Origin of the sequence: Cytobacillus praedii (genome assembly GCF_001439605.1) — a bacterium.
Classification (GTDB): Bacteria; Bacillota; Bacilli; order Bacillales; family Cytobacillaceae; genus Cytobacillus; species Cytobacillus praedii.
The window spans coordinates 151,090-176,235 of sequence record NZ_LMBX01000003.1 but is presented as its reverse complement, the minus strand read 5'-3'; the positions used below and the strand labels follow the sequence as shown (position 1 = coordinate 176,235).

The following is a 25,146-nucleotide window of genomic DNA, read 5'->3' as shown; positions in this document are numbered from 1 at the left end:
CACACCCTTATTTCTTCTACTTGTTCTATTATAAGACGCATCCCTAAAAAAAGAAAATACGTTCTCCTTTTTTCACCGAATATAAAAAGACCCAAACAAAAAAACATATTATGAATGGTTTGTCCATATGATGAAGTAATCGGTTTATCTGCCTAATCAATAAATCTTCAGTAAGGAAGGATGTTATGAAGGTCCAGCCTTTTTTCGCGACATTATTTGATAGTTATTTTATTGCACTCGGTGTGCTAATTGGCGGTTCCATTATTGGAAGTCTTTCCGCTTTTCTTACCGGGAAGCCCCCATTGACAGAAGCTTATCGAATCTCAAATATCATACGAATTTGGGCAATTATCGCTGCGATTGGGGGTACTTTTGATACGTTGTACAGCTTTGAAAAAGGGGTACTGCAAGGAGAAACAAAGGATATTTTCAAACAGTTTCTGCTTATTTTATCTGCGTTTGGCGGTGCGCAAACAGGTGCTTTGCTAATTAACTGGCTGACACAGGAGCATATTTCATGAGAATCCCCCCCCATTACCGACATCCTGTCTGGCAGCGTTTTTTAGCAGGTATTGCCATCGGCGGGATGATTAGCTGGTTTGTATTCTTGTACATTTTTGGCGAGTGGCAAGAAAAATACAGTAAAGAAATAAAGAATCAGGAAGATGAGATTGCCGAATTAAAAAAGGAAAAAGAAATCTGGCAGGAAGAATTTAAAGCACTTAATAAAAAGAATCGAGAATTATTAACGATACAAGATATTAAAGTAAAAATAGGGAACAGTGAGAAATATAAACTAGACTCCTTTAGTATGTTTGAAATAGAAGAACAAATTAAAGAGGATATTTTAAACATGAAGGCAAAAGACATTGATACCGTATATAAAAGCAGAGAACTAATAGAAAGAATCATTGAAAATAAAACAATAAAGGTAAATGAAAAGCGATACAAACTTGAAGTGAAGAAGATGGTAATCTATACAACTTTGTTTATTCAATTAGATATTATGCTAGATTAATTAAGTTGAATAGGATGGACTATATAATAGGCCCGGCGATCAACCGGGCAGCTTCTAGTTCTTACAAATTTCCTCAAGTTCTTTAATAACTGCATCCATGTCATCCCATGAATAAATGGATGCTCCTGCAGCTAGCGGATGGCCTCCACCATTATAATTTCTTGCGATATCATTTATAATCGGACCTTTTGAACGTAGTCTGACACGAATTTGGTCCTCTTCTTCAATAAAGAATACCCAAGCTTTTATCCCGGCGATATTGCCTAATGTTCCGACAAGAAGGGAAGCTTCAGAAGCCTTTGCTTGAAACTCCTCCAGTAATTCCTTCCTTAATACCATGGCAGCTGCGCCATTTTGTTTCATTTCAAAGTTTTGAAGGACATAGCCATTTAATTTAACGACATTCGGAGACAGCTCATACATCTTATCAAATAGCTCCGGTCTTGAGAAATTAAAATGAATTAATTCTCCTGCATATGCAAAAGTTTTTTTCGATGTACTTGGAAATAGAAAACGTCCAGTATCCCCTACAATGCCGGCAAACAATAACCTTGCTGCCTCATCAGACATTTTTAACCCATTCTCTTTTCCCGCAAGGTAAAATTCATAGATCATCTCGCTGACAGAACTTGCATCTGTATCCACCCACATCATATCGCCATACGCATCAACATTTGGATGATGATCAATTTTAATTAGCTTGTCCCCAAGTTGATAGCGGGAATCGCAAATTCGTTCAGCATTTGCCGTATCACAAACAATCACTAAAGCACCATTATATGTTTCATCCGAAATTTCATCGAGTCTGCGCAAAAAGTTTAGTGTCTCTTCCTCTTTACCAACTGTATAAATATTCTTTTCTGGAAAGGATGCTTTGAGAATTTCGGCTAGTCCCCCCTGTGAACCATATGCGTCTGGATCAGGTCGTACGTGCCGATGGATAATAATTGTTTCATATTGTTTAATAATCTCTAAAATTTTCTCCTTCATTTTCTGCTCCTTTATTTATATTCATAAGATAATTTAATTTTAAACATTACTGTCAAAAAAAGAAAAGAAACAGGAAGCTAAAGATAGCATTTTCTCCTGTTTCCCGTTAAAATAGTAGGAGATTGTCGAATCCTGGAGGTAATAAAATGCCTGTTCTAGTTATATTGATCGTTATCTCACTTGCTTTTTATTTGGTGTATAAAGTGAAATATGTCCGCAGTAAGAGACCAGCAGAAAGAAAGTGGATATCAGCTAAATCAAGTATCGCTCTTGGTCTTTTTGTTGCTCTATTCGGTGTGAACCAGTTATTCTTAAACGGAAACACGGTAACTTATATTGTTGCTGGTATTTTTATCCTGATAGGTGGTTTCAGCATATATGCTGGTTTAAAAGCCTATAAATATTATCTGCCACTTGCTGCAAAGGAAGCACAAGAAGCATAATCTTTTTATTGCTAAAGACGCTCCAAATAGGAACGTCTTTTACTTTTTTTGCATCGCGCACTATTGATTTAATTATCTCTCTATCAGCTGACACATCATCATTGCTTTCCCAACTAGAATGCCCTCATTGAACACTTCAACATCTACCTTACCGAATTTTCTTCCGACTTCAAGGACTTTCGGATAAATGGCTAGAGTGCTTTCTATTTGAACAGGCTTAAGGAAATAGATAGTCATATTCTCTACGACTAAATCCCCTTTTTTATAATTTCTTAACACCCTGCTAGCTGCCTCAGAGACAATCGTAGTAAATACACCGTAAGAGATGGTTCCCAAATGATTGGTCATTTGCGGTGTCACATCACAACCGTATATATCTTCCCCTTTTGTCTTCCCGCTTGTAAGTACAAGCTGATTCGTTACAATGTCATCAATGGTCTCACCAACTTGAGGCTGGCGCTGGATCATTTGAAGAGCTTTGAGTACATCCTGTCTGCTAATAATTCCTTCAATCCTATTGGAATCATCAACAACCGGGAGCACCTCGATTCCTTCCCAAACCATCATATGAGAGGATGAAGCTACGCTCGTCTTTCTTCCCACTGTCATTGGATTTTTTGTCATGATTTTATCAATCGGAGTACTTGGATCATGTCCCATAATATCCTTTGAGGTGACCATGCCAACAACTTTGGAATTTTTATCAATAACCGGAAATCTGCTATGCTGTGTTTCTCGGTTATATTTTAGCCAATCATAGATTTTATCAGTCGTTTTCACACAAATCGTTTCTTCTACAGGTGTCAGGATATCTTCTACTAGAACAATCTCTTTTTTGATTAGTTGATCATAGATTGCTCGATTGATCATCGTTGCTACCGTAAATGTATCATAGCTGCTAGAAATAATTGGAAGTTGTAGTTCATCTGCCAATTTCTTGACACTATCATCTGTATCAAAGCCACCAGTTATGAGAACTGCAGCGCCAGCTTTTAGGGCAAATTCGTGCACCTGTGTACGATTGCCAACAATCAAAAGACTTCCAGCATCTGTATATCTCATCATCGCCTCGAGTTTCATCGCACCGATGACAAACTTATTTAGCGTTTTATGCAAGCCATCTCTTCCGCCTAGTACTTGACCATCTACAATATTTACAACCTCTGCAAATGTCAGTTTTTCAATATTCTCTTTCTTTTTCCGTTCAATTCGAATCGTTCCCACACGTTCGATCGTGCTGACATAGCCCTTATTTTCGGCCTCTTTTATGGCTCTGTACGCCGTTCCTTCACTTACTGTCAGTGCCTTGGCGATCTGCCTAACTGATATTTTCTCCCCTACAGGCAATTCATCAATATATTGTAAAATTTGTTCATGCTTTGTAGCCAAGACGTTCACCCTTTTTATATAATTCCTATATTTTCATTATAAGGTTAAAAACGCCTTAAATACAATTCGTTGTGAAAATGTCATGAATAATATTTATTTACCACTAGAAGGAACGTGCCCTTTTATTCTCCTTCATTTTCCCTCTTGTTTTTATATTTGCAGCTGTATTCTTAGGTGAATATAGCAAAGCGGTCAAATTTCCAGCAATCACAATGAGTGCAAATGCCAGCCAGGAAATTGCGAATACTCCCGCCAATCCCTCATTGAAAACATCAAGCCTAGGTGCAGCATAATAAAGGAGAAGGCCACAAACTAATAAGCAAAGCAAATATCGATTTTTATTCATTAACAATCCTCCTTATAACTTCTTCTCTAATATGTATGCGGACAGGCCAAATTCATGTATTGAAAAAAGCACAGCTCTTATCTAGCTGTGCTTTTCCCTTATAATTCAATTGTTTCTCCTGCATTCAATACTTGACCAACGCCTTCATCCAGCATTTGCACAAATTGATTTGGATCCTGTTTTATTGGCGGGAAGGTATTGAAGTGAATAGGGACGACCTTTTTGGCCCCTAAAATCTTAGCAGCATATGCGGCATCTTCTGGACCCATAGTGAAATTATCGCCAATCGGAAGGAAGGCAAGATCTATCGGATGGCGATCACCAATCAGTTTCATATCTGAAAATAATCCGGTATCCCCTGCATGATAAATTGTTTTCCCATCAATGGTTAGAAGGACACCAGCAGGCATACCAAGGTAAATTATTTCATTATTTTCCGTCACCAGACCTGTCCCATGAAAAGCAGGTGTCAGCTTAACCTTACCAAAATCAAAATTATACGCCCCGCCAATACTCATGCCATGTGTATTCAGCCCTTGCCAGCTTAAATAAGCTGCAAGCTCAAAGTTAGCAATAACTAATGAATTATTTTTCTTAGCCAATTCAACCGTATCGCCGAGATGATCGCCGTGTCCATGTGTAACGATAATGACATCTGGTTTTACTTCGTCCACCTTTAAGTCTGTTAAATCATTCCCATTAATAAACGGATCAAATAAAATCGTTTTTCCATTTGATTCAACTTTTACGACGGAATGTCCATGATAGGATACCTTCATTTGTATTCCCCTTTCCATTCTTCTATTACAGTAGTTTACTTCAACGAATCATTCCTTTTCTCCTGCCTTCTACATTCATTCCCTTTAACAAACAGTTCTAAAAGTTTACTTTTTAATCGTTAGTTGCTACTCTTTTTATAGGGCTTTTTTCTAATAAAATTGTTGTTTTAACCAACTGTATGAATTAAACACTGCTGGCAAAATAAACTAGTTGATTGCAGAGGAAGTTGCGAGACTTCCATCGGGAGCAGCCGGACAAGTAAGACCCTTCTTGAACTTGTGCTCTTGCTTACCGCAGCACCCGTGAAACGAGCAGCATGATTGAAAATTTAACCTCTGCCAATTATATGTTAGTTAGCAACAATGCATACGAAAACTGCCTTTTATATAACATATAGGAGGTTACATACATGAATACACGATTGAAGAAGCTCTCTAGTTGGATGAAAGAAAACGATGTACAGGTTTGCTTTGTTACAGCACCTGAAAATGTATTTTATTTTAGCGGATTTTTGAGTGATCCTCATGAAAGGCTCCTGGGCTTAGCCATTTTTCAAGAGGAAGAGCCATTTCTTGTATGCCCAGCGATGGAAAAGCCAGATGCTAAAAATGCTGGCTGGGATAATGAAATTATCGGTTATAGCGATATTGAAAACCCTTGGGAGTTTATACAAAAGGCTATCCAAAGCAGGGTATCAAAGGTCTCTAAAGTAGCGATTGAAAAAGAACATATGAATGTTGAACGATACGAAGCGATTTCTAGTCTTTTCAGTGGAGCAACATTTGTTTCTGCTGAAGAAAAACTAAGAAAGCTGCGAATGGTAAAGGATGAGAAAGAACTTGAAATCATCCGTGAGGCATGCGCTTTAGCTGATTTTGCCATTGAAACAGGATGCGCAGAAATCAAGGAAGGCAAGACGGAGCTTGATGTGCTGGCAGCCATTGAATTTGCCTTAAAGAAAAAAGGCGTGAATGAAATGTCGTTCTCTACTATGGTATTAACCGGTGCGAACGGGGCTTCTCCGCATGGTACACCAGGAATGACGAAGATTCAAAAAGGTGATCTCGTTCTATTTGATTTAGGTGTCGTTTGGAACGGCTATTGCTCTGATATTACTAGAACAGTTGCTTTCGGAGACATTAACGACAAGCAAAAAGAAATCTATGATACAGTTTTAAAAGCACAGCTTGCTGCGGTTGAGGCAAGTAAGCCAGGGATTGCTTGTTCAGAAGTGGATCTGACCGCTAGAAACATTATTGCTGAAGCAGGGTATGGCGAATACTTTCCGCACCGTCTTGGACATGGCTTAGGTATAAGTGTTCACGAGTATCCATCCTTAACAGAAACAAACTCGCTTTTACTTGAAGAAGGAATGGTATTTACAATCGAACCAGGGATTTATGTTCCTAAAGTTGCAGGCGTTCGAATTGAGGATGATTTAGCGGTAACAAAAGATGGGGTAGAAATTTTAACTAAGTTCCCTAAAGAACTGCAAATTATACGTTAATAAAAAAGGCTGTCATACATATGACAGCCTTTTTCACAATTAGGAATTTAAACGTTTCCTTCTGATTCTTCTTGTCCTGCATCTAAATCAAAATTAGCATTTGATTGGTCTATTACACCACTATTGTAAACATCCATAATTTGCTCGCTAACTGCATTTGTGCCTTCCTCATCGAAGAATAAATTGGATTGGCTGTTAGGTTCCCGCTTGTTCATAGGATACTCACTCCTTTAATTTTTAAATTGAACTGCCTTTTTTATTGTTCGATTTTTCGCTACAGATATACCCTTTTTCTTACTGTATAATAAAGGTAAGGAGGAGATTGATATGGGAATGAAATATAAGAATATTTTAGTGGCTGTGGATGGTTCAACAGAGGCAGAATGGGCTTTTAAGAAGGCTATTGAAGTCGCAAAAAGAAATGATGCACATATTTTGCTTGCTCATATTATTGATACTCGCACATTTGCAACCGTAGAGGCATATGACCGCACCATTGCTGAAAGAGCCAATATGTTCGCAAAAGAATTAATGGAAAAATACAAAATCGAAGCGGAAGAATCTGGTGTTACACATGTAGAATTCATCATTGATTACGGTTCTCCGAAAATTAAAATTCCAAAGGATATTGCAAAAAAGCATGAAGTGGACCTAATTATTTGTGGTGCCACTGGAATGAATGCAGTTGAACGATTCCTAATTGGTAGTGTATCTGAAAATATTACCCGCTATGCTCCTTGTGATGTATTAGTTGTTCGAACAAATAAAGAAGATTAGAAAATCAAAAGCATCTTGGTTAGCTGCGCTTGAACTGGACGGCCCCCGATTGTGATAATTAAATAAAAAATGATGCATGGGTACGTTTATCCATGCATCATTTTATTTGATCTGCTACATACTCGTTTACCCAATAGTCTCTGCAATCCTTACTTCTCTCCAGTAATTGATAATCAACTAAATATCTTCTTAAAATAGCAAAGTCAGCAAAGATGAGCGATAACCGTTCATTGACTTCTTTTTCTGAGTAAGTGACCCCACCTTCAAACTTCTTAATTAATTCTAAAAAGATAATGATCTTTTTCTTTTCTTTGCTCGGCAATTCTCTAAGTATCCCATCCTTGAAAAAGGCTTCAATCGTCTTTTTCCTTTCCTCTGCAGTAAATGTAAACTTTTTTATGTACACGACAGCACCCTCCCTGAATCTCCTGTTGAATCTCAAAAAAACTTTCAATGCAACTCGGAATGAAGTATGATTGCAAACAGCCTGTCAATAGTCAGCTGCCATTTCATTTTATCATATATAAAGTTCTATAATCAGAATTTTTCCATTTCTCCAATCAAAATAAGCTGATCCAACTGGACCAGCTCATTTTATCGACTTTCTATTAAATTTTTAGTTTGTTATTTACCAAAGCTTTTGCTTTCTCAAGCGCAATGGCAACTTGTTTAAATCCAGTTCCACCAGCACTATTTCTTCTCTTCACAGCAGTGACTGGGTCTAACACCACATAAATATCCTCTTCAAAAAGTGAATTCGCCTTTTGATATTCTGCTAATGGTAAGTCACCAAGATAACAGCCTTGCTGGACACATGTCAGCACAAGCTTCCCGACAATTTCATGAGCTTCTCTGAACGGTATGCCTTTATCTGAAAGGTAATCCGCAAGCTCAGTCGCATTGGAGAAATCTGTTCTCGTTGCTTTTTCCATATGATTCTTGTTCACCTTCATAGTGTGAATCATACCAGCAAAGATTTTAAGTGAACCTGTTACGGTTTTCACCGTATCAAACATGCCTTCTTTATCCTCTTGCATGTCCTTATTATAGGCTAATGGCAATCCCTTTAACACCGTTAAAAGCCCCATCAAATTTCCATAAACCCTGCCAGTTTTCCCGCGGATTAGCTCTGCCATATCCGGGTTTTTCTTTTGCGGCATGATGCTGCTTCCTGTTGCAAAACTGTCATCGAGTTCAATAAACTTAAACTCCTGGCTGGACCAGAGGATAAATTCCTCACTTAATCTTGACAGATGCATCATCAACGTAGAGGAATTCGATAAAAATTCGAGAATGAAATCCCGATCAGAAACAGCATCAAGGCTGTTTTCATATATGCCCTCAAATCCAAGCAAATCAGCAGTTACATATCGATCAATCGGGAATGTCGTTCCTGCTAGTGCTCCAGCACCTAATGGAGAGAGATTAATTCGCTTTATACTTTCGCTGAAACGTTCTTTATCTCTTTCAAGCATCCAAAAATAGGCCATAAGGTGATGAGCAAATGAAATAGGCTGTGCTCTCTGAAGATGCGTATAGCCAGGCATGACCGTCTCAATATTCATTTCTGCTTGATCAATTAGAGCTTCCTGCATTTCCTGAATTAGTTCAATAATCACTTTAACCTGCTTCCGCAAGTATAGATGCATATCTGTTGCCACTTGGTCATTTCTGCTTCTGGCTGTATGCAGCTTCCCGCCAACTGGACCAACCAGTTCAGTTAAATAGCTTTCGAGATTTAAATGAATATCCTCCAATTTAACGGAATAAGATAGCTCATCATTTTCTGCCTTCTTCTTAAGCTGCTTCAGTCCATCCTTAATCGTGCTTGCCTCTTCATCAGAAATAATTCCACATGCAGCTAGCATCGATACATGTGCAAGGCTTCCTTCAATATCTTCCATGACTAATTCTTGGTCAAACGAAATGGAGGCGCCAAATTCATCGACCCATTCTTCTGCTGACTTTGTAAATCTGCCGCCCCATAGTTTTTTCACACTGTCACCTTCTTATTCTTTTGAACAATGCTTTGCACCTTTGTTGGCAGTCCCCAAAGCTTAATGAATCCAACAGCAGCATTATGATCAAATTCATCGTCTGATGTATAAGTGGCAAGCTTTTCATCATATAAAGAATACGGAGATTTTCTTCCTTCAATAATGGCATGACCTTTAAATAGTTTTACTCTTACTGTTCCAGTAACATATGTTTGAGTCTCTTGAAGGAAGGCAGCCAAAGCATTTTGCAGTGGAGAAAACCAAAGTCCTTCATAGATAAGTTCAGCGATTTTCTTCTCAATCACTGGTTTGAAATGTGCGACTTCTTTTACTAAAGTTAAATCCTCTAATTCCTTATGTGCTTTAATTAAAGTCATCGCTCCCGGACATTCATATACTTCACGTGACTTAATCCCTACTAATCGATTTTCAACGTGGTCCACACGGCCAACACCATGCTTTCCAGCTAATGTATTTAATTCTAAAATAAGCTGTGCTAACGGGTAGTTTTTCCCATCTAAGCTAACAGGAACTCCTTTTTCAAAGCCAATTTCTACGATATCTGGCGTATTCGGTGCATTCTCCAAGCTTGCTGTAAGCTCATAGGCTTCCTCTGGCGGCGAAGCCCATGGATCCTCTAAAATACCGCACTCATTGCTTCTTCCCCATAAATTTTGATCAATCGAAAATGGAGAATCTAGATTAATAGGAATAGGTATATTCTTTTGCTTTGCATATTCAATTTCTTCTTCACGAGACCAGCTCCACTCTCGGACAGGCGCTAATACTTCGAGGTCTGGATTTAACGCTTGAATAGCCACTTCAAAGCGCACTTGGTCATTACCTTTTCCTGTACAGCCATGCGCTACTGCAACTGCTCCTTCTTTTTCAGCAACTTCAACAAGCTTTTTTGCAATTAGCGGTCTTGATAATGCAGAGATTAATGGATACTTATTTTCATATAATGCATGTGCCTGCAGTGCCATTAATGCATATTCACTCGCAAACTCATCCTTAGCATCAATTACATATGATTGAACAGCACCAACCGTTAACGCTTTTTCTTGAATAAAATTAAGATCCTTTCCTTCCCCCACATCTAAACAGCAGGCTACCACTGAATATCCTTGATCTCCCAACCATTTTATAGCTACTGAGGTATCTAAACCGCCTGAATAGGCTAGTACAACTTTTGGATTTGACATAAAAATTTTCCTCCTCTAGGTACGAATAATTATTCATCGTTGTTTGTTTTTATTCATTTATATGTTATAAGATACCATATTTCAAATATAAATCAATAGTTATTCATCAAAATGTATAATTATTTATTTATTCTGTTTTATTTAGACTAACAATACGTGGAAGGAAAATTCATAGTATAGTAGAATAGAAACAACTTATTGCTGGAGGATGTTAATCGTGGATTATTTTTTATATAATGAACGACTAGGTATTCCTATCCCGTGTTTTCATCAGGACTGGGATGATTATTCTAAGGAGACACAGCAAACCGTTTTATTTCACTGGGAGAAAATCAGAGGCAGAATTCCTGACCGAATTGCAGAATTAGAAGACCATATCAATTCAAAACAAGCACTGCTTTCAAATGAAGAAAATTTTATTAAATCGTGTGAGTTAAACAGCGAAATTGCTGAACTTGCCTCCATTATTAATGACCTTTGGCTATGGTACCGTACTCATCAGGATATCTCTGAGAAGGTCCATATGTAGAAATAAAAAATCCTTTCTAACTATAGAAAGGATTTTTTTAGGCCGTTTTGTAACCAGTTTATCCAAAGTTTGCATGATTGGGCCTGTAATCACTTTATAGCGACCGCTTTTCCCAAAACCTGTATAATCAGGGATCGTATTTACTTTTTTGTGACCGTCTTTTCCAAAATCCGTAAAATCAGGGATCATATTTATCCTTATCATTTCATCCCTTTTCCCTTATTATTATAGGGATAATAGACAGGCTTACAAATCCTTTTTCAGCTCTCTGACCACATGGCCAAGTTCAGGCAAAATCAGCTTGTTCATCGCTAGCTTCACCGCACCTGATGAGCCAGGAGTTGAAAAAACCGCTTTATCTTTAATGGTCCCTGCAACGGCACGCGATAAAATCGCAGCTGAGCCAATATCCTCTTGATAGCTAAGCATTCGGAAAAGCTCGCCAAACCCGGTAATTTCCTTATCAAATAATGCCTTTACCGTTTCAATTGTAATATCTCTTAAAGCAATACCCGTTCCGCCATTTGTAAGTACAATATCTATTTCTGGATCATTACACCCTTTCAAAACTTCGGTACGGAGCTCTTCCGCTTCATCTTTAACAATACAATAACTGTGTACTTGATGGCCGGCCTCTTCTAATAAATCAATCATAAGCTTCCCGCTTTTATCTGTAACCTTATCTCTTGTATCACTTACCGTAATCACTTTACAGGCAACCTGTTTAGGCGCTTCCATTTTATGTTCTTGTGAACTCATAAACTCTTCCCTTCCTTCTTATGTAAATATCTGTATTGATAATATTTGTGGGCAAATTCTGATACCCTTCTTGTCAGCTGGTAATTTGCACTCGCACCTATTGCCATACTGATGAATGGAATGCCCTGAATTGTTTTTTTGCGAAAGATAAAAATTGCCAATCCTTTTAATAATTGTTTGGCAGGCTGCTCGATCCAAGTCACATCTGCAAGTTCTTCCTTGCCTTCATAAAAGTAATATTCCTCTTGATTTTGAAGCTCTCGCATTAGTTCCTCCCATGCCTTGCCTTGCATGCGTGCCGGCAAGGTAGATGCATGGAAAACCTTAAGGGAGGTCATCATTTCATAGGGCGTATTCACTTCTATTCCATAGGTCATTGCTATTAGCTGGACTACCCTTAGATTAATTACAGCAATCGCTGGAATATCTGCCCCAAGCATGAGCGAACTGCCCGTTCCAGCTATTCCTCCCTGTGCAAAGGAATAAAGCCGATGACGGGCGATTTGCTGATCTGCGATGTATTGAAGCTGATCAATTCGCAAATGATTCAGGTCTTCAATCGATATCAGCTCTGGATTAAACACTCGACCAGCTGTTAATATCCGTTCCTTAGCATCTTGTTGCATATTCGATCCTTGAATGAGTGCATGAAGGTGAAATAGCCAGTTATCAAGAGTAGAGAAGAACTGCTCCTGAATATTTTCCGGCAGCAATGAAAACGATTTTTCCAAGTATTTTTCATACGTCCATTCAAAATCATTAGGCTCATAGCTATATAATTTCATTTCCCATTCTTGAATTTCAGTTAAAACCCGTTTATCCCGCTCGGACAATGCCATAAGGAATTCCTCCATTTCCTACCTCTTTTGCTAAAGTATAGCATAATTGAAAAGGTGAATTCTTTACGAAGAAATGTCTAATGTTATATTTTCTATATCCAATATGTTTAAATAAAACACCGATTAAATTGACAAAGTCCTATTTTGTTTAACATGCCAATATATTGGACATGTTAAACAAAATTCAACTACAAAAATACCACAGCTTATTTAAGCTGTGGCAACAAATTATTTGGACAACCTCACAACATCCCTGGCAATCATGACTTCTTCATCCGTAGGAATGATCATGACTTTAACAGGTGAATGCGGAAAATTAATAAATGCTTCTTCCCCGCGCACTTTATTAAGAGAAGGATCAAAATATACACCCATGAATTCAAGACCTTGAAGCACTCGCGCACGAATGACATCACTATTTTCTCCTATCCCTGCTGTGAAGATAATAGCGTCTACTCCGTACATTTTAGCAGCGTAAGAGCCGATGTATTTATGAATTCTCCCTGCGAACACTTCGAGCGCTAATTTTGCCCGTTCATTTCCTTCAGATGCTTGAACCTCAATATCGCGTAAATCACTGGAGAACCCAGATACTGCAAGCATTCCGCTCTTTTTATTGAGAACATCCAATACTTCATCCGCTGTTTGGTTCGTTTTTTCCATAATAAATGGAATTAACGCAGGGTCAATATTCCCTGAACGTGTTCCCATTGTCACACCTGCAAGCGGGGTAAAACCCATGGATGTATCGATTGATTTTCCCCCTTCAATCGCTGCAATACTTGCACCATTTCCAAGGTGGCAGGAAATTAAGCGCAATTGTTCCAATGGACGACCAAGCATTTCTGCCGCACGCTGGGACACATATTTATGGGATGTGCCATGGAAACCATATTTACGAATTCCGTATTTCTTATAGTATTCATATGGCAAACTATAAAGAAATGAGCTTGCAGGCATCGTTTGATGAAACGCAGTATCAAATACGGCAATTGCTGGTACATCAGGCAGCACTTGCTGAAAAGCTTTAATTCCAGTAATATTTGCTGGATTATGAAGTGGGGCAAGCTCAGATAATACTTCAATCTTTGCTAAAACTTCATTAGTAATAAGGACTGAATCAGTAAACTCTTCCCCGCCATGTACAACACGATGGCCAATTCCTTCTATCTCGTCAAGTGATTGAATAATTCCTAACCCTGTTAGTTTTTCCAGTAAAAGTTTAACTGCCACTTCATGATTAGGAATATCTAATGTTTCTTTTATTTTGTCCCCATTCGCTACTATATTAAAAATTGAATCGTTCAAACCTATCCGTTCAATTAAACCTTTCGTAATCACTTCCTCACTTGGCATTTCAAATAATTGAAACTTTAATGAGGAACTGCCGGCGTTAATTGCAATAATTTTTGCCATCATTCTACCGCTCCTTTTACATAACAACATCACAAAAAACAGTACAATCTTATTTTGTACAACGGACATCATTAATATCTCTCAATTCCTCATTTAAACATTGTCAGCCGAACTTTTCAAGATTGAGCTGAAAATGTTTTCGCTTTTAAATTAAAATAAAATATTTCTGAATAAAGAAAAGGCCGTACAAACTGGAGGGGTTCTTCCTTTCGATAAAGGGAACACGGGAAGCAGAGTGATTCGATATAGGCTTTTGACAGGGAATAGACATAAAGTTTTATAGGGAGATCGCACTGGAACAAGCATGACTCTAACGATAATATACTTTCTTCTCCTATATAAAAAAGAAGCCGAAATAGCAATCGGCTTCTCGAATATTTATTTATTTTCTTTATACCATCCATCAATTTTACTTAGAATTTTTTCTACTTCAGCGGTTTTCGATAAGCTAGGCAGATTAACTAGGAGCACCTGCTTTGGCGGCTTAACTCCCTCTCCCTTTTTTTGGATAATAAAAATGCTTTTTGCGGCATTTTTATTTTTGAATAAACTAAGCGGAAGCTGCAGTAAGCCTTGAATGATTCCGTAATTCTTTAAGTATTCATGAAGCTTCGGAGCCTGCTCGCTCTCAAAAATCCCATTAGGAACAATAAAAAATAAATAGCCGCCAGCTTTCACATGCCTCATGCTCTGCTCAATGAACAAATGATGTGCATATGTATGCCCTTTTTCCGCCTTCATTTCATAATCAGCTGCCCTTAGATCATTGGGATAATAACCCACAGGCAAATCACTCACAACTACATCAGCTTCTTCTATGAATAATGGTTCAAGGCTATCCTGATTAAAAAATTGGATTGGGTGCTGCTGCAAATTTGCATTTACATAGCTAAGCTTAATTAAAATATCATCAATATCAAGCCCTATCGCCTCTACTGCCTTTGATTGCTGCTGATTAATAACTGTTGTTAATAAGTTCCCCGTTCCAACCGCAGGATCAAGCAGTCGGAAAGACTGATCTTGAACAAATTTACCAACTAAATAACCAAGAAGCATACCGACGGCATCAGGAGTCATTTGATGATTGGGCTGGACAATCTCCTTCATGCCCTTAAGGATTGCTAGCTGGAACGACTTTCTAATTTCTTCATTTGAAAAACGATTTAAATGAATCGAGTCATAACTTTTTGTTAATCTTTTAATCGTCAACTCACTTAGTTCATCTTTTTGCAGGATACTCCCCTGGAAAATATTCTCTCCTGTTTCAGCTAAAGCTTCTAAATATGTACATGCTAACTCTTCTTGAATGATCATCGCCGTTTCATTAAAAACGGTAAATAATTCTTCTACCGGTGCTACACTCATACAAAATCCTCCCGTTCATATTCTTCGTCCTATTTTAAAATGGAATGATTGATATCTCAAGTTTTTCTCCATATATATCGAAAACTAACTGATTGGCAAGCCTTGAAAAAGCGAGGATAGTGGCGCATTCTAACATAATCCTTAAAATTTCCAACCACATCAAGGAACTTCTTGTGATAATCTAATGCATTCTTACCTACAAGAAAAAACGCCCCGGATATTGACCCGGGGCTTGCTTAATTACTTCGCTTGTTTTGCTGCTTCAATTGCTGCTTCATAGTTTGGATGATCTGTTGCTTCGCTCACATATTCTGCATATGTGATTGTATCATTTGAATCAACAACAAAAACTGCACGTGCCAGAAGACGAAGCTCTTGAATAGCAACTCCATATGCTTCACCAAAAGATAGATCGCGGTGATCTGAAACCGTTTGAACATTTTCAATTCCTGCTGCAGCACACCAGCGTTTTTGTGCAAATGGCAAATCCACACTTACTGTAAGGATTTTAACATTTCCTAATTTAGAAGCTTCTTCATTGAATCGACGAGTCTGCGCATCGCAAACACCTGTATCAATGGAAGGAACAACACTAAGTAATCGAACTTGCCCTTTTGAATCTGCTAAAGTTACTTCAGACATATCATTTGCAAGAACTTTAAAATCTGGAGCCTTCTCCCCAACCTTTGCTTCATTTCCTAATAACGTAACTGGGTTTCCTTTAAATGTAATTGATGCCACTACACTCATCCTCCTTAAACTTCAATATGTACATTGTAAATCATATCTTTTCAGAATCCTTTTTGCAAAGATTAAGATTTAAAAAACCAAGAAAAAAGTTAACTTTCCTTCCTTGGAAAGTTAACCCTTTGCATTATATATCTAAATCATGCTTAGCCCCATCATAATCTTGTTTATTGCCTTGAGATTGATGACTGTCTTGATTATTGTTATTGCTATTTTTACTATTAAACATCTGCTGAATTTTATCTACTGCCTGTGGAGCTAAATCAAGAATTTTCTCATATAAATGTGTACTTTCATCCAGATGCACCATTTTTACTTCTTTGGAATTAACAATGAGGAATGCAATTGGAGTGATAGAAACACCGCCGCCACTCCCTCCGCCAAATGGATGTCCGCTTGATTGTCCTTGCCCGCCGCTTCCTGATTGGCTATCAAGTTTAAATTCACTTCCACCAGCAGCAAACCCAAAACCTACTTTTGAAACCGTTAGGATCACGCTGCCATCTGGTGTTTCGACAGGATCACCAATGATCGTATTTACATCAATCATTTCCTTCAGATTTTCCATAGCAGTCGTCATTAACCCTTGAATTGGATGGTCAGACATAAGGAAAGCCTCCCCTTCTATACTGTTTTAGTTTTATCATTAGATAAGGCGGATAAAGGCTTTGTTTTAAATGATGCCATTCCGCCCTTCCAATATTTAATTAATTTGATACCTGCTCCCATAGCATGTCCGATTCGAAATTGAAAAATACATGAAATTACCGTATGTGAAACAGCAAATTGAAATTGAGGAGTGATTGACATAGTAGGCGCCGCTTTTAATTTCATATAGTGGCTAATCAATCCAATTACACTTCCTTTTAACGCCCAAAAAGCTCCTGTAAGCATACCTGTATAAGCAGCATCGCCGATTCCGACCATCGTATGCCAAGAGAATTCCTTAATAGAAATTTTATTTAAAAAGTTTTTTACAATCCGATGAAGGGAGACAACATGTGTAAGAAGCTCTTTCGTATCTTGAATACTATTCATCAGGTCTGTAGCTGAATACTGTTTTGTATCTTTCTTCTCCGTACCCTCTAGAGGTCCTAAAGTTTTCTTTTCCTTTGTCACGATGGTTGGAGAATTATCATCAATTTTAATAAGAGGAATTTCCTTTTTATACTTGATTAATCCAAACCATGCTTTAAACTCAATTTTTAAATGATCATTGTCATTATTGTGATAGTAATAAAGGAGAATTTTTACTTTCGTTAAAATTACACTAATAATTAATAGAATAAGAACGATTAAGGTGATGAGCAGCCATTTCAATAACTTCACACCCTTTCAGCCTAATAGTATGTACGAATATAAAAAAAATAAACCTGCCTGAAGGCAGGTTTATTGCTATTTTTCATGAACAACCGTAGTATCTGAAAACAAATCATGTAATCCTTGTTTCTTTGGCAAAAATGCAACGATCACATAGCCGATGACAAGCGTCGCTGATATGAATCGTCCAATCCATTCTCTAAATAGAATAGTTTTCCAGGACAAATAATTCCCTTCTAAATCAACAACCTTAATGCCGAATACCATTTTCCCTAAGGTTTGGTTAAAGAATCGCGTCATTAACACAAAATACGCATAGAAGATAACCGCTGTCACAATCGAGATCGGTGCAAAGATGCTAAACTCATTTAATGAAATATCAAGCAGTCTGAATACTGGATTGATAATCAATCGCTCAATACTGCCGATTACAATTAAATCAAGCAGATATGCCCAAAAGCGCATCCAGAAGCCGGCAAACCTAACTGGAATATGATTGCCAATCAAATGGCCATTATCTTTAGAGAGCTGTGGGTTAGAAGAGGTGTCTTTTATTAAAACGGGATCTCCCTTTTCAATAGTTTGATCATTGATTATCATCTCACTATTTTTATGATCCCTTTCATTCATTTCATTTGAAGTCATCTCTTCACCTCCTATTCCGCATATAGATACATCAGTCTTGGAGAATTAGGCTGTGATAGCATCTTCATCAAGCCTGCCATTTCGATATCTTGCCCCATTATTTTTTGCGCTCCCATACTAAATAAAGAGCCAAAGCCAAGGTTGTCCGTATACTTAACTACCTTTGCTCCTTTTAATTTATGATCCTTCTTTAAGACATCAATCACATCTTCTACATAGCCAAACCCGTCAATTAAATTTAGTTCAAGTGCCTGACGGCCATCATAAATTCTTCCATCAGCAATCTCTTTCACTTTTGCTGCTGGTATATTACGGCCTTCAGAAATGACCTTCACAAATCCTTCATATGAATTATTAATCATCGATTGAAGAATTTGTTTTTCCTCTTCTGTCATTTCTCTTGAAGGACTCATAATATCTTTGTAAGGTCCGCTTTTAATTGTAACGAAATCAACCCCATATTTTTCTGCAAGACCTGCGTAATTGACTCCTTGCATAATCACACCGAGTGAGCCTGTTAACGTTTCCGGGCTAGCAAAGATTTTATCCGCTGGCGCCGAAATATAATAGCCGCCAGAAGCAGCCATCGAACCCATTGAAATGTATATTGGCTTTTTTGTTTCCTCTTGAATTTCTTTTATTTTGTCATGAATTTGGGCACTTTCAACAACTCCGCCTCCTGGCGTGTTTACTTGAATGATAACTGCCTTTACCGTATCATCTTCTTTTACTTGCTCTAACCTGTCCATAAACCCTTTATGGTTGTAGCCTCCCGATGCAAAAAAAGATGTCGCTTCACCAGTGTCCTGGATCGTTCCATTCACTTCGAGTACAGCAATCTTTTTCAATTCACTGCCCTCTTCCACTACTTCTTCCATAAAAGCGGCATCCGTGCTGGCAAATAATTCCGTTATCGTACTTTCTGCATCACTGAACATCATCCCCGTGGCAATATTTGTAATAACCGAGAATACAAATAATGCTGCCGCAATGGCTAATGCAGCCCATCGTTTTCCATTCATTTAATCATCCTCCTTCATGTCCAATAGTCTTTACGGGATAAACTTTTAAAATGTTTCAAAAACGTGTAAACTGATTTCGACAACCATTATCATACCAAAAAATTAATAATATGGGTAAAACTTACGTGCACTGCCCATCGTCTGGAGGAATCACTATGTCTGTTCGTCGAAATTTATTTTTTTATCATAAGAAGGATGCAGAAATGCTAGAAAAGGTCAAACCTCTTTATGAGCTTGCTGAAAAATATGATTTCAATCTTGTTTCCGATTATAAAAAGGCAAACATTATTGTCAGCATCGGCGGGGATGGGGCATTCTTGCAAGCAGTCAGGAAAACAGGATTTCGGGATGATTGTTTATATGCAGGGATTTCTACAACTGGGAGTCTTAGCCTTTACTGCGATTTCCATTTAGATGATCAGCCAAAAATGATCGAAGCGATGACAGAGGAGCAAATTGAAGTCCGCCGCTATCCGACCATCGAGATTACCGTTGACGGCCAAACATCCTTTCATTGCTTAAATGAATTCAGTATCCGATCTGCGATTATCAAAACCTTTTTACTAGATGTATATATTGACGACCTACATTTTGAAACATTCCGAGGAGATGGCATGGTTGTAGCTACACCAACAGGAAGCACTGCATACAATAAATCGCTGAGAGGCTCTGTTGTTGATCCGCTGCTTCCCTGCCTGCAAGTAAACGAAATGGCTTCATTAAATAATAACCGCTATCGAACACTTGGTTCCTCCTTTATTCTCAGCGGCGAGCGAAAGCTTACATTAGAAGTCGTACAGGATGGAAATGATCATCCAACGATGGGGATGGATAATGAGGCACTAAGCATTCAGCATGTGAAGAAAATTGAAATAAAACTTAGCGAGAAGAAAATCAAGACTGTAAAATTAAAAGACAACTCTTTCTGGGAAAAAGTGAAGCGGACGTTTTTATAAGAATGCAAGCAGCTTGAAATTCCCAAACAAGCCAAACAATTTTGAGCACTGCTTAACTTTTATTCAAGCAACTATATTTTATGAATCTAATGAAGGCCTTACTCCTGCTTTCTTATCGAGTTTTGGTCCTTCATCCCTTCGATGAAGGACCTTTTTTCGTTTTCCGATCAGGTTTGGGTCTTCATTCCTTTGATGAAGAACCTTTTTCCGTTTTCTGATCGAGTTTGGGTTTTCATCCCTTTGATGAAGGACCTTTTTTTTCGTTTTCCGATTGAGTTTGGGCTTTCATCCATTCGATGAAGGACTTTTTTCAGTTTTCCGATCGGGTTTGGGCTTTCATCCATTCGATGAAGGACCTTTTCTCCGTTTTCCGATCGAGTTTGGGCTTTCATCCCTTCAATGAAGGACCTTTTTTCCTTTTACCGATCGAGTTTGGGCTTTCAACCATTCTATGAAGGACCTTATTCCGTTTTCCAATCAAGTTTGGTCCTTCATCCATTCGATGGAGGTCGTTTTTCCCGTTTTCCGATCGAGTTTGGGCTTTCATCCATTCGATGAAGGACATTTTTTCTGTTTTCCGATCGAGTTTGGGCTTTCATACCTTAAAATGAAGCCCCCTCTTCCAACCAAGCTTATTACTTCATAAAAGACTTTCCTCACGTTATCTAGACACCCTTTGTCCTTCATCCACTAAAAACAGAAAAATTCATTCGAATTTTTCTGCTTTTTACATTTCGATATTCAAGCTGAACTCTATGCATTTACTTTATTCATTGATCCCTATGCGTTAACAATAGATGTGTTAATAATTTCGGAAGTTGTTCAAATGCAAATGGCATATGCAGCCGTTCAGTTTTTTTATGAGCATCCCTGCCGATTGGGCCAACGTTAATGACAGGTGCAGTCAACTTTGACATGTCCTGAAAGGGAATGGAATAAAGCTCCTTGCCTCCAGGTAAATTCGAGTCAAAACGATGCATATTAGAAAGTTCTCCTTGAAGTCCAGCATAGCTCAGATCACAGATTCCATTAAAGTAATCAACCGGAGATAATTCAAAACCAAACTCCTCATTAGAATAATGAATGATTGAATCAGAAAGCTGTTGTATGATCGGATGATCAACTGTATTTATTGCCGGATAATAAGGTGGTGCATAAAACAAAATGATCATTGGTCCAAGTTCTTGGCAAAGCATCGCTAATTGATCAACGACTTGAATGGACTGTTCTCGGCTATCACCTATTGTTTGCGTGACTACCGACTGCTCTAGGAGAGTAATAAACTCATCACCCATTTTGTTGCAAGCATACTCTCTTAATTCTTCAAATAATACTACCCGAATTTTTGGCAGATGACTGGAATCAAGCTGAAAGGTTTGATACTTTTCTAGCATGAATTTCTCCATCTTCTTTGCAGCCGTCTCTGCAATTCCCCTCATCGCCTCCATCACATCAGCAGCATTTCTTTTCATTAATAAAAGATTGTATAGGCTGACAGACCGGTGTGGAATTTGTGTTGTATAGTCCTTTTTTAAATCCCTCTGCCATAATAAAGTTGGTGGAGGGCTCATCTGTCCATTAACAGTTTCACATAGATTCTCATTCCATTCGATTTCTTGTGTGAGCACTGATGTCATCCAAGCAGCATTTAAACCTGAAAGAGGTTCACCTACATGTGTTTCCTTTCCAAAACAAAAAGCTGCAGGCATAATTTTCCCGATTGTTCCGGTATAAAAATAATGATTTTTATCATTGGGTTCTAAGGCAAACATAGGCTCAGAGTTTAAGAATAGGGAGTAGTTTAGCTTATGCTCTTCTGCAAGCTGCAGCAGCTTCGGGACCGCTTCTCTCATTCCAACTGAGTTAACCTCTTCATCAGGAACCGTCAATAATAATAAATTTAGCTTCCATTGTTCCATTGACGCTTTTTCCAGTAAGGACATATGCTGAACAAGACCACATTTCATATCCATCGTTCCACGTCCGAATAGCCATTCCTTACTTTCCAAATCTGCTCTTGCGTCCTCCGGCAGTTCTTCAGCCCGGTTAAAAAGCTCCTCAGTCAACTCAAGAGGCTGAAACGCCAGATGTTTCAACTCTCCATAATCTTCAACATTGACAACATCAAAATGGCTGATCATCACTACTGTTTTTACCGCTTCTTCATGTTTATATAATGCAGTTAAAAACGATCTGCCATCCGTTGTTAAATGGTTCGTAATATAGGAAGGGTGAGTCGAGAAAAAAGGGATTTGCTTTAAATGATGCTCAACCCTTAATGGGAATTGTATTTCTGCTTCTGATAAAGAAATACTGCCAATAGAAACAAGATCATTTAATAAATTAAGTAATTGGTCAGCTGATTGCATCTTCAAGTTTTCCATCGCTGCAAGGACTCCTTCTTATTCGCTTTCTTTTTAAAAAGAAATTCATTTTATATGCCAACACTTTTCCCTTTCTTCCATTTCGCTTCAAGCTGGGTAAATAACTTCGTTTTTGTTAGAGAATAAATGGAAATAGCAGTCCAGATAAATAAAAACGAGATTAAGTGAATGCTAGAGAAATGTTCATGATAAATAAAGACCCCTAGAATTAATGTCAATGTTGGAGCGATAAATTGTAAAAATCCCAGCGTTGACATAGGGATTTTTTGCGCACCTTTTGAAAAATAGAGAAGCGGCACGGCTGTTGCTGCCCCAGCCCCTACCAATAATAAATCTGTTCCGGCTGAAACAGCTAAAAATGAATGGGAGCCATTCACAAATAGAATAATCATGTAAATAAGGGCAAAAGGTGCAACAACTAGTGTTTCTAATGTTAAACCAATTGCAGAATCAACTTTTACCATTTTTTTCACTAAACCATATAACCCAAATGATAGGGCAAGAAAAATGGATATCCAGGGAAACTGTCCGTAAGAAATTGTTAATATTAATACACCGATTAAAGCCATTCCAAATGATGCATACTGAGTTAATGACAGTTTTTCTCTAAAAACAATCATCCCAAGAATTACGCTGACTAACGGGTTAATATAATAGCCGAGGCTTGCTTCAATCAAATGGCCTGAGTTAACCGCCCATATGTAAATAAACCAATTACAGCTGACAAAAAGGGAGGCAACAACAAGAGCCGCTAATTGTTTTTTATTGGAGCGAAAATGAATGAGCGTTTGGATAAATGCCCCCCATTTCCTCGTAAACAGCAGCACGGCTAACATAAAGAAAAAGGACCAAAAAATTCGATTAGCCAAAATTTCATCTGCACTCACATGCTGTACGAGTTTCCAATAAATCGGCAATAATCCCCATAAAAAGTACGAAAAGCCAGCATAAATAATCCCCATTTGCATTTCATTGTTTTTCATCTTCACGAGCCTCAATTCTTTCTATTATCGAAATATTTATATTATAGGCTGTGTTGTAAGATGCTGACAATGTTTATTTTTTCTAATTACCAAATAGGAGAATGGCTCTCTTTCGTTTGTGAATCGTACATAATAGATCCGCCGATTATCGTTTGAGCTACAACTATATCGGCAATTTTATCCGGATCTATTTTAAAAATATCTTCCTCTAATATAGTGAAGTCAGCTAAAAAGCCTTCCTTGATCATTCCTCGATCATTTTCATGACTGGCAGCATATGCACTTCCTTTTGTAAACAAACAAACCGCTTCAAAAGTCGTTAAAGCTTCATGCTGATTATAGACCGTTCTCTCAGGATCATTGATATTCGTCCTTGTCACTGCAGCATGAATACCCAAGAATGGATTTAAAGGCTCGATCGGTGCATCTGATCCTCCCGCACAAGGCAGCCCTTCATTAAGCAATGTTTTCCAAGCATAACAATAATTCATATGCGCTTCTCCAACACGATCGATAACCCAAGGAAAATCCGAAGCAAGAAATCTTGGCTGAATGTCAAGAATAAGCGGTAAGTTCTTCGACCGGTCAATTAGTTCTTTTCTCAGAATCTGAGCATGGATGAGCCGGTCTCTTCCTCCCCCCGTTAAAGGATACTTTCCGATTGCGTTCAGGGCCATTTCGAACGCCAAGTCTCCAATTGCATGGATAGCAACTGGCAGCTTATAATCCCTTGCCTTTTTTACCAGGTCATCCAATTGCTGCTGAGAAAAAATCGCTATTCCTGATGTGGAAGGATCATCAGCATATGGGTGACTAAGTAATGCAGTCCTGCCTCCTAATGCCCCATCTGAGAAAATTTTCATTGCTCCGAATTCGATCCACTCATTTCCGCTTAAAAAGTGCTGCCCAGCTTTTTTCATCTCATCAACGACTTCATGATGGACTAGGAGATGTGCACGGAAAAGCTGTTCCTCCTTCTCAATCACTTGCTTGAAAGCCTGGAAAGTCTTTTCATAGCCTCCATAATAATTTAAATCTTCCGTATGTGTACCAGTTAGCCCCAGTTTATATGCATCTTTAATTGCTGCACGAAGGGATTTTTTTAAATAGGCTTCAGAAACCTCAGGAAGCACGTCAAATACCAATTCCTGTGCTTGATCCTTTAACAATCCATTTGGCTTGCCAAATTCATCCCTTTCAATGACTCCACCAGCAGGGTTTTCTGTGTTTTCATCAATAGAAGCTGCCTTTAATGCAAGTGAATTAGCGACAAGAGCATGGCGGCAAACCCGCTTTAATATAACGGGATGATCAGGCACAAGTGCATCTAACTCTGCTGATATGATAGGATTCGATTCCGCCCATAAATTTTCATTCCAGCCTTCGCCTATAAGCCATTCATCCTCCTCCAGATTTTCTGCATATTGTTGTATGGCTTCAAAAACCGATTCCTTCGAAGTACAGTTTGATAGATCCAATCGAATTAATCTTTCTCCATGCCCGATTAAATGCATGTGACTATCAGTAAACCCCGGCAGCATTGTTCGACCTTGTAAATCCATCCTGTTATCAATTTCTTGTCCATACTTTTCCTCGAGTGATTGAATCGATCCAAGTTCAATAATTTTGTCTGCTTGTGTAAAAACTGCCTCCACTTGATGATCTTCTTCCTGCATTGTATAAATAGTGCCCCCATACCATAAAGTACCCATTAGAAAAATGCCTCCTT

Annotated in this window: 27 protein-coding genes; 7 read left to right on the top strand and 20 right to left on the bottom strand. The window is 38.3% G+C overall.

Annotated elements, in window-relative coordinates:
- Nucleotides 1-185: 185 nt before the first annotated feature.
- Both ASU02_RS04480 and ytrI read left to right on the top strand, forming a co-directional pair.
- Nucleotides 186-521 (top strand): YtrH family sporulation protein, encoded by a 336-nt coding sequence (locus tag ASU02_RS04480; protein WP_057761436.1) that lies wholly within the window; start codon nt 186-188, stop codon nt 519-521.
- Nucleotides 518-1,018, top strand: coding sequence for a sporulation membrane protein YtrI (gene ytrI, locus ASU02_RS04475; protein ID WP_057761434.1), 501 nt, complete (start codon nt 518-520; stop codon nt 1,016-1,018). The genes ASU02_RS04480 and ytrI overlap by 4 nt, the downstream gene beginning before the upstream one ends.
- Before the next feature lie 54 nt (nt 1,019-1,072).
- On the opposite strand, the gene ASU02_RS04470 is transcribed toward ytrI, so the two are convergent.
- Nucleotides 1,073-2,008 carry a DHH family phosphoesterase gene (locus ASU02_RS04470; RefSeq protein ID WP_057761431.1) on the bottom strand — a complete coding sequence of 312 codons (936 nt, stop codon included), beginning with the start codon at nt 2,006-2,008 and terminating at the stop codon, nt 1,073-1,075.
- A 146-nt stretch (nt 2,009-2,154) separates the two neighbouring features.
- Between ASU02_RS04470 and ASU02_RS04465 the strand changes: the two genes are divergently transcribed.
- Nucleotides 2,155-2,451: a YtpI family protein gene (locus ASU02_RS04465; RefSeq protein WP_057761429.1), complete on the top strand. Its 297-nt coding sequence runs from the start codon at nt 2,155-2,157 to the stop codon at nt 2,449-2,451.
- A gap of 72 nt (nt 2,452-2,523) precedes the next feature.
- On the opposite strand, the gene ASU02_RS04460 is transcribed toward ASU02_RS04465, so the two are convergent.
- From ASU02_RS04460 to ASU02_RS04450, 3 genes are all read right to left on the bottom strand, one after another.
- A complete protein-coding gene (locus tag ASU02_RS04460; protein WP_057761427.1) occupies nt 2,524-3,840 on the bottom strand; it encodes a CBS domain-containing protein in 1,317 nt (438 codons plus the stop codon).
- A 103-nt stretch (nt 3,841-3,943) separates the two neighbouring features.
- Nucleotides 3,944-4,186, bottom strand: coding sequence for a hypothetical protein (locus ASU02_RS04455; RefSeq protein ID WP_057761425.1), 243 nt, complete (start codon nt 4,184-4,186; stop codon nt 3,944-3,946).
- Nucleotides 4,187-4,284: 98 nt separating this feature from the next.
- The gene (locus ASU02_RS04450) at nt 4,285-4,965 is read right to left on the bottom strand and encodes a metal-dependent hydrolase (protein ID WP_057761423.1); all 681 of its coding nucleotides are present in this window, start codon (nt 4,963-4,965) and stop codon (nt 4,285-4,287) included.
- 410 nt (nt 4,966-5,375) lie between these two features.
- On the opposite strand from ASU02_RS04450, the gene ASU02_RS04445 reads away from it, so the two are divergent.
- Nucleotides 5,376-6,473 (top strand): M24 family metallopeptidase, encoded by a 1,098-nt coding sequence (locus ASU02_RS04445; protein ID WP_057761420.1) that lies wholly within the window; start codon nt 5,376-5,378, stop codon nt 6,471-6,473.
- Between the two features lie 47 nt (nt 6,474-6,520).
- On the opposite strand, the gene ASU02_RS26615 is transcribed toward ASU02_RS04445, so the two are convergent.
- A complete protein-coding gene (locus ASU02_RS26615; RefSeq protein WP_165571525.1) occupies nt 6,521-6,688 on the bottom strand; it encodes a hypothetical protein in 168 nt (55 codons plus the stop codon).
- A 112-nt stretch (nt 6,689-6,800) separates the two neighbouring features.
- Here ASU02_RS26615 and ASU02_RS04440 point away from each other — a divergent pair, with 112 nt between their 5' ends.
- The gene (locus ASU02_RS04440; RefSeq protein WP_057761418.1) at nt 6,801-7,250 is read left to right on the top strand and encodes a universal stress protein; all 450 of its coding nucleotides are present in this window, start codon (nt 6,801-6,803) and stop codon (nt 7,248-7,250) included.
- A gap of 97 nt (nt 7,251-7,347) precedes the next feature.
- Here ASU02_RS04440 and ASU02_RS04435 read toward each other — a convergent pair whose 3' ends face one another.
- The 3 genes from ASU02_RS04435 to ASU02_RS04425 form a co-directional block, all read right to left on the bottom strand.
- A complete protein-coding gene (locus tag ASU02_RS04435; protein ID WP_057761416.1) occupies nt 7,348-7,656 on the bottom strand; it encodes a DUF2087 domain-containing protein in 309 nt (102 codons plus the stop codon).
- Nucleotides 7,657-7,858: 202 nt separating this feature from the next.
- Nucleotides 7,859-9,247: an argininosuccinate lyase gene (gene argH / locus ASU02_RS04430; protein ID WP_057761414.1), complete on the bottom strand. Its 1,389-nt coding sequence runs from the start codon at nt 9,245-9,247 to the stop codon at nt 7,859-7,861.
- Nucleotides 9,244-10,452, bottom strand: a complete 1,209-nt coding sequence (locus ASU02_RS04425) for an argininosuccinate synthase (protein WP_057761412.1) — start codon at nt 10,450-10,452, stop codon at nt 9,244-9,246. The genes argH and ASU02_RS04425 overlap by 4 nt, the downstream gene beginning before the upstream one ends.
- Nucleotides 10,453-10,666: 214 nt before the next feature.
- On the opposite strand from ASU02_RS04425, the gene ASU02_RS04420 reads away from it, so the two are divergent.
- A complete protein-coding gene (locus ASU02_RS04420; protein WP_057761745.1) occupies nt 10,667-10,981 on the top strand; it encodes a hypothetical protein in 315 nt (104 codons plus the stop codon).
- 246 nt (nt 10,982-11,227) lie between these two features.
- On the opposite strand, the gene ASU02_RS04415 is transcribed toward ASU02_RS04420, so the two are convergent.
- From ASU02_RS04415 to sppA, 9 genes are all read right to left on the bottom strand, one after another.
- Nucleotides 11,228-11,740, bottom strand: coding sequence for a MogA/MoaB family molybdenum cofactor biosynthesis protein (locus ASU02_RS04415; protein ID WP_057761410.1), 513 nt, complete (start codon nt 11,738-11,740; stop codon nt 11,228-11,230).
- Nucleotides 11,737-12,579, bottom strand: coding sequence for an EcsC family protein (locus ASU02_RS04410; protein WP_057761408.1), 843 nt, complete (start codon nt 12,577-12,579; stop codon nt 11,737-11,739). Before ASU02_RS04410 ends, ASU02_RS04415 begins: the two co-directional genes overlap by 4 nt.
- Before the next feature lie 228 nt (nt 12,580-12,807).
- A complete protein-coding gene (locus ASU02_RS04405) occupies nt 12,808-13,995 on the bottom strand; it encodes an acetate kinase (RefSeq protein ID WP_057761743.1) in 1,188 nt (395 codons plus the stop codon).
- A 378-nt stretch (nt 13,996-14,373) separates the two neighbouring features.
- Nucleotides 14,374-15,360 (bottom strand): class I SAM-dependent methyltransferase, encoded by a 987-nt coding sequence (locus ASU02_RS04400; protein WP_057761406.1) that lies wholly within the window; start codon nt 15,358-15,360, stop codon nt 14,374-14,376.
- A gap of 240 nt (nt 15,361-15,600) precedes the next feature.
- Nucleotides 15,601-16,101, bottom strand: a complete 501-nt coding sequence (tpx, locus tag ASU02_RS04395; protein WP_057761403.1) for a thiol peroxidase — start codon at nt 16,099-16,101, stop codon at nt 15,601-15,603.
- A 133-nt stretch (nt 16,102-16,234) separates the two neighbouring features.
- Nucleotides 16,235-16,714 (bottom strand): GerW family sporulation protein, encoded by a 480-nt coding sequence (gene ytfJ / locus ASU02_RS04390; RefSeq protein ID WP_057761401.1) that lies wholly within the window; start codon nt 16,712-16,714, stop codon nt 16,235-16,237.
- Nucleotides 16,715-16,731: 17 nt separating this feature from the next.
- Nucleotides 16,732-17,436: a DUF2953 domain-containing protein gene (locus tag ASU02_RS04385; RefSeq protein ID WP_332307622.1), complete on the bottom strand. Its 705-nt coding sequence runs from the start codon at nt 17,434-17,436 to the stop codon at nt 16,732-16,734.
- 66 nt (nt 17,437-17,502) lie between these two features.
- A complete protein-coding gene (locus ASU02_RS04380) occupies nt 17,503-18,072 on the bottom strand; it encodes an RDD family protein (protein WP_057761398.1) in 570 nt (189 codons plus the stop codon).
- Between the two features lie 11 nt (nt 18,073-18,083).
- Nucleotides 18,084-19,094 carry a signal peptide peptidase SppA gene (sppA, locus tag ASU02_RS04375; protein WP_057761395.1) on the bottom strand — a complete coding sequence of 337 codons (1,011 nt, stop codon included), beginning with the start codon at nt 19,092-19,094 and terminating at the stop codon, nt 18,084-18,086.
- Between the two features lie 155 nt (nt 19,095-19,249).
- On the opposite strand from sppA, the gene ASU02_RS04370 reads away from it, so the two are divergent.
- On the top strand, nt 19,250-20,050 hold the full coding sequence (locus ASU02_RS04370) for an NAD kinase (RefSeq protein WP_057761393.1): 801 nt from the start codon (nt 19,250-19,252) through the stop codon (nt 20,048-20,050).
- 770 nt (nt 20,051-20,820) lie between these two features.
- Here ASU02_RS04370 and ASU02_RS04360 read toward each other — a convergent pair.
- From ASU02_RS04360 to ASU02_RS04350, 3 genes are all read right to left on the bottom strand, one after another.
- Nucleotides 20,821-22,434: a M20/M25/M40 family metallo-hydrolase gene (locus ASU02_RS04360; protein ID WP_057761389.1), complete on the bottom strand. Its 1,614-nt coding sequence runs from the start codon at nt 22,432-22,434 to the stop codon at nt 20,821-20,823.
- A gap of 50 nt (nt 22,435-22,484) precedes the next feature.
- Nucleotides 22,485-23,417: an EamA family transporter RarD gene (gene rarD / locus ASU02_RS04355; protein WP_057761387.1), complete on the bottom strand. Its 933-nt coding sequence runs from the start codon at nt 23,415-23,417 to the stop codon at nt 22,485-22,487.
- 86 nt (nt 23,418-23,503) lie between these two features.
- Complete coding sequence (locus ASU02_RS04350) at nt 23,504-25,129, bottom strand: amidohydrolase (RefSeq protein WP_057761384.1); 1,626 nt, start codon at nt 25,127-25,129, stop codon at nt 23,504-23,506.
- Between the last annotated feature and the right edge of the window lie 17 nt (nt 25,130-25,146).

Excerpts from the sequence above, each read along its gene's own strand:
- ASU02_RS04480 (WP_057761436.1), top strand. The coding sequence starts at position 186 with ATGAAGGTCCAGCCTTTTTTCGCGACATTATTTGATAGTTATTTTATT.
- ytrI (WP_057761434.1), top strand. The coding sequence starts at position 518 with ATGAGAATCCCCCCCCATTACCGACATCCTGTCTGGCAGCGTTTTTTA.
- ASU02_RS04470 (WP_057761431.1), bottom strand. The coding sequence starts at position 2,008 with ATGAAGGAGAAAATTTTAGAGATTATTAAACAATATGAAACAATTATT.
- ASU02_RS04465 (WP_057761429.1), top strand. The coding sequence starts at position 2,155 with ATGCCTGTTCTAGTTATATTGATCGTTATCTCACTTGCTTTTTATTTG.
- ASU02_RS04455 (WP_057761425.1), bottom strand. The coding sequence starts at position 4,186 with ATGAATAAAAATCGATATTTGCTTTGCTTATTAGTTTGTGGCCTTCTC.
- ASU02_RS04450 (WP_057761423.1), bottom strand. The coding sequence starts at position 4,965 with ATGAAGGTATCCTATCATGGACATTCCGTCGTAAAAGTTGAATCAAAT.
- ASU02_RS04445 (WP_057761420.1), top strand. The coding sequence starts at position 5,376 with ATGAATACACGATTGAAGAAGCTCTCTAGTTGGATGAAAGAAAACGAT.
- ASU02_RS26615 (WP_165571525.1), bottom strand. The coding sequence starts at position 6,688 with ATGAACAAGCGGGAACCTAACAGCCAATCCAATTTATTCTTCGATGAG.
- ASU02_RS04440 (WP_057761418.1), top strand. The coding sequence starts at position 6,801 with ATGGGAATGAAATATAAGAATATTTTAGTGGCTGTGGATGGTTCAACA.
- ASU02_RS04425 (WP_057761412.1), bottom strand. The coding sequence starts at position 10,452 with ATGTCAAATCCAAAAGTTGTACTAGCCTATTCAGGCGGTTTAGATACC.
- ASU02_RS04415 (WP_057761410.1), bottom strand. The coding sequence starts at position 11,740 with ATGAGTTCACAAGAACATAAAATGGAAGCGCCTAAACAGGTTGCCTGT.
- ASU02_RS04410 (WP_057761408.1), bottom strand. The coding sequence starts at position 12,579 with ATGGCATTGTCCGAGCGGGATAAACGGGTTTTAACTGAAATTCAAGAA.
- ASU02_RS04405 (WP_057761743.1), bottom strand. The coding sequence starts at position 13,995 with ATGGCAAAAATTATTGCAATTAACGCCGGCAGTTCCTCATTAAAGTTT.
- ASU02_RS04400 (WP_057761406.1), bottom strand. The coding sequence starts at position 15,360 with ATGAGTGTAGCACCGGTAGAAGAATTATTTACCGTTTTTAATGAAACG.
- ytfJ (WP_057761401.1), bottom strand. The coding sequence starts at position 16,714 with ATGTCTGACCATCCAATTCAAGGGTTAATGACGACTGCTATGGAAAAT.
- ASU02_RS04380 (WP_057761398.1), bottom strand. The coding sequence starts at position 18,072 with ATGACTTCAAATGAAATGAATGAAAGGGATCATAAAAATAGTGAGATG.
- sppA (WP_057761395.1), bottom strand. The coding sequence starts at position 19,094 with ATGAATGGAAAACGATGGGCTGCATTAGCCATTGCGGCAGCATTATTT.
- ASU02_RS04370 (WP_057761393.1), top strand. The coding sequence starts at position 19,250 with ATGTCTGTTCGTCGAAATTTATTTTTTTATCATAAGAAGGATGCAGAA.
- ASU02_RS04360 (WP_057761389.1), bottom strand. The coding sequence starts at position 22,434 with ATGGAAAACTTGAAGATGCAATCAGCTGACCAATTACTTAATTTATTA.
- rarD (WP_057761387.1), bottom strand. The coding sequence starts at position 23,417 with ATGAAAAACAATGAAATGCAAATGGGGATTATTTATGCTGGCTTTTCG.
- ASU02_RS04350 (WP_057761384.1), bottom strand. The coding sequence starts at position 25,129 with ATGGGTACTTTATGGTATGGGGGCACTATTTATACAATGCAGGAAGAA.